The sequence below is a fragment of the Rhodopseudomonas sp. BR0C11 genome (genome assembly GCF_010820945.1).
Taxonomy (GTDB): Bacteria; Pseudomonadota; Alphaproteobacteria; order Rhizobiales; family Xanthobacteraceae; genus Rhodopseudomonas; species Rhodopseudomonas palustris_H.
In genome coordinates, this window is sequence record NZ_QTKI01000528.1 from 1 (window position 1) to 2,776 (window position 2,776).

The 2,776-nt window shown below is 66.4% G+C and carries 4 protein-coding genes; 2 read left to right on the top strand and 2 right to left on the bottom strand.

The annotated features are described in order from the left end of the window. Window positions 1–358: tetratricopeptide repeat protein (locus tag DYI24_RS24605; RefSeq protein ID WP_164574185.1), on the top strand; the 358-nt coding region annotated here is incomplete at its 5' end. 123 nt (window positions 359–481) lie between these two features. Continuing rightward, entirely contained in the window at window positions 482–910 is a 429-nt protein-coding gene (locus DYI24_RS24610; RefSeq protein ID WP_164574186.1) for an OsmC family protein, read from the top strand. Window positions 911–992: 82 nt separating this feature from the next. Here the strand turns inward: DYI24_RS24610 and pyk are convergent, their stop codons facing one another. Beyond that, window positions 993–2,315, bottom strand: a complete 1,323-nt coding sequence (gene pyk / locus DYI24_RS24615; protein ID WP_164574187.1) for a pyruvate kinase — start codon at window positions 2,313–2,315, stop codon at window positions 993–995. Next, a partial coding sequence (locus DYI24_RS24620; RefSeq protein WP_164574188.1) for a DUF1036 domain-containing protein occupies window positions 2,312–2,776 on the bottom strand: 465 nt, incomplete at its 5' end. The genes pyk and DYI24_RS24620, both read right to left, overlap by 4 nt.

Here is a 2,776-nt window from a genome sequence, read left to right on the forward strand (position 1 = left end):
GCTGATGGCGCGCTCAAAGGTGGCGATGGATGCCAAGCAGTTCGACGTCGCGTTGAAGCTGCTCGACGCCGTGGTCAAGCTGAGGCCGGATTACGTCGAAGGCTGGAACCGGCGCGCGACGATCTACTATTTGCAGAACGATTACATGCACTCGCTCGAAGACATCGAGCAGGTGCTGGCGCGCGAGCCGCGGCATTTCGGTGCGCTCGCCGGCCTCGGCATGATCATGCAGGAACTCGGCGACGACAAACGGGCGCTCGATGCGTTCCGCAGGGCGCTCGCGCTCAATCCGCATCTCGACAAGGTGCCCGACCTCGTCAAGACGCTGTCGGAGAAGGTCGAGGGCCGCGACATCTGACGCGCTTCTACGTCGTCGCGCTTTGAATCCGGACGAACCACCCCACATCCAAGGTCCACCTCAACCGTCGCCGCACGGACGATGTGCCGCGCGGTCGATTCGACATCAGCACGGGAGATCCCAATGAGCACGACATCCGGTTCGGCGAAGTGGCAGGGCGGCATCAAGGACGGCAAGGGCGCGATCTCGACCAAGAGCGGCGCGCTGTCCGACTATCCCTACGGCTTCGCCAGCCGGTTCGAAGGCAAGCCCGGCTCCAACCCTGAGGAACTGATCGGCGCCGCCCACGCCGCCTGCTTCACCATGGCGCTGTCGCTGATCCTCGGCGAAGCCAAGCTCACCGCCGAGCAGATGGAAACCAAGGCCGACGTCACGTTGGAGAAGCAGGGCGACGGCTTCGCCATCACCGCGATCCATCTGACGCTCACCGCCAAAATCCCCGGCGCCGACGACGCCACCTTCCAGGACTGCGCCGCCAAGGCCAAAGCCGGGTGTCCGGTGTCGAAGCTGCTCAACACCAAGATCACGCTCGATGCGAAGCTGGTGAGCTGAGCTCTTCTTCAGTCATTCCGGGTTCGCCGCTGCGCGGCGCCCCGGAATGACGAGCGGTTCGTTTCTCATCGCAGAGCCTCAGTCACATCTCCGCGTCGCTCGGTCCGACATAGGCAATGCGGACCATGTTGGTGGCGCCCGGAGTGCCGAGCGGGACGCCGGCGACGATGATGACGCGCTGGCCGGACTTGGCGAAGCCGTCGCGGAATGCGATGCGGCCGGCGCGCTCGACCATGTCGTCCTGATCCTTGGCGTCTTCGGCGACGACGCAATGCACGCCCCACACCGCCGATAGCTTGCGCCCGGTGCTGATGCTCGGGGTGATCGCCACCACCGGCACCTTCGGCCGCTCGCGTGCGACCCGCAGTGCCGTCGAGCCCGACGAAGTCCAGCAGATGATCGCCGACAGGTCGAGCGTTTCGGCGATCTGCCGCGCTGCGCCCGCGATGGCGTCGCCGGCGGTCGCTTCCGGATCGGGGCGCTGTGCCGTCACCCCGGTGCGATAGGTGACGTCGCGCTCGACGTCGGAGACTTCGGCGCGGGTCGGCACCGGGCTGGAAATCATCGATTCCAGCATCTGGGTCGCGACCACCACCGGCTTGCCGGCGCGCCGTGCCATGCGGGTCATCTGCTTTTGGAGCGACGGCACCCGCTCGAGCGGCATCTCGACGCCGAGGTCGCCGCGCGCCACCATCAGCGCGTCGGAGACGTCGAGAATGTCCTGCAGCCGGTCGATCGCCTGCGGCTTCTCGATCTTGGCCATCACGGCGGCGCGGCCGCGGATCATCCGCTTGGCTTCGACGACGTCTTCGGCGCGTTGCACGAAGCTCAGCGCCACCCAGTCGATGCCGGTCTCGCACGCCGCTTCGAGATCGGCGCGGTCCTTGTTGGTCATCGCCGACATCGGCAGATCGGTGTCGGGCAGGCTGACGCCCTTGCGGTCGCTCATCTTGCCGCCGATCACCACGCGGGTCACCGCGCGATCGCCCACGGTCTCTTCGCAGATCAAGCGCACCTTGCCGTCGTCGAGCAGCAGTGCGTCACCGACCTTGAGGGCGGCCAGGATCTCCGGATGCGGCAGATACACCCGCGTCTCATCGCCCGGCTCCTTGATCGAGTCGAGGACGAAGCTCGAGCCGTTGTTGAGCTGGATCGGCCCGTTGGCGAACGAGCCGAGCCGCAGCTTTGGCCCCTGCAGATCGACCAGGATGCCGATCGGGCGGCCGTAGCTGCTCTCGACGTTACGGATGGTCTTCACCAGCTCCCGCATCTTGTCGTGCGGGGTGTGGCTCATGTTGATCCGGAACACGTCGGCGCCGGCCTCGAACAGCTTGCGGATCATCGCGCTGTCGGAAGAGGCGGGGCCGAGCGTGGCGAGGATCTTGATCCGGCGCAGGCGTCTCATGGCTTGGTCCCGGCCTCGCCTGGATTGCCAGGCGTGGCGGGGGCGGTGCGGCCCGGCGACGGAGGAATGCCCGGCAAGCCGGTCCCCGGCGCCCCGGGCATTCCCGGCAGCTTCTGCATGTTCTGTTCGTTACTTTCAGTCAATTGCACGGTCCAGGCCCGTTGCTCGCCGGTGTCGACCTCGAAGAAGCCGGTGCGGTCGAAGCCGCGCGCCAGGCAGTTCTCGGTCCCCTTGATGGTGAATTCTTTGTCGCGCGAGCACATGAAGGCTTGGCCCGACCACTCGCCGCCGCGGTCGTAATCGAGCGCGTAGATGTAGTAGTAGCGCGCCACCAGAGCGCCGCGCAGCAGCGTCTCGCAGCTTCGCGACGACACATTCCACCAGCCCTCGGTGGTCCAGCCGTCGACGTCCTTGTAGCCCAGCGCGATTCCCACCCGGCTTGAGGTGTTGTTGCACAGCCG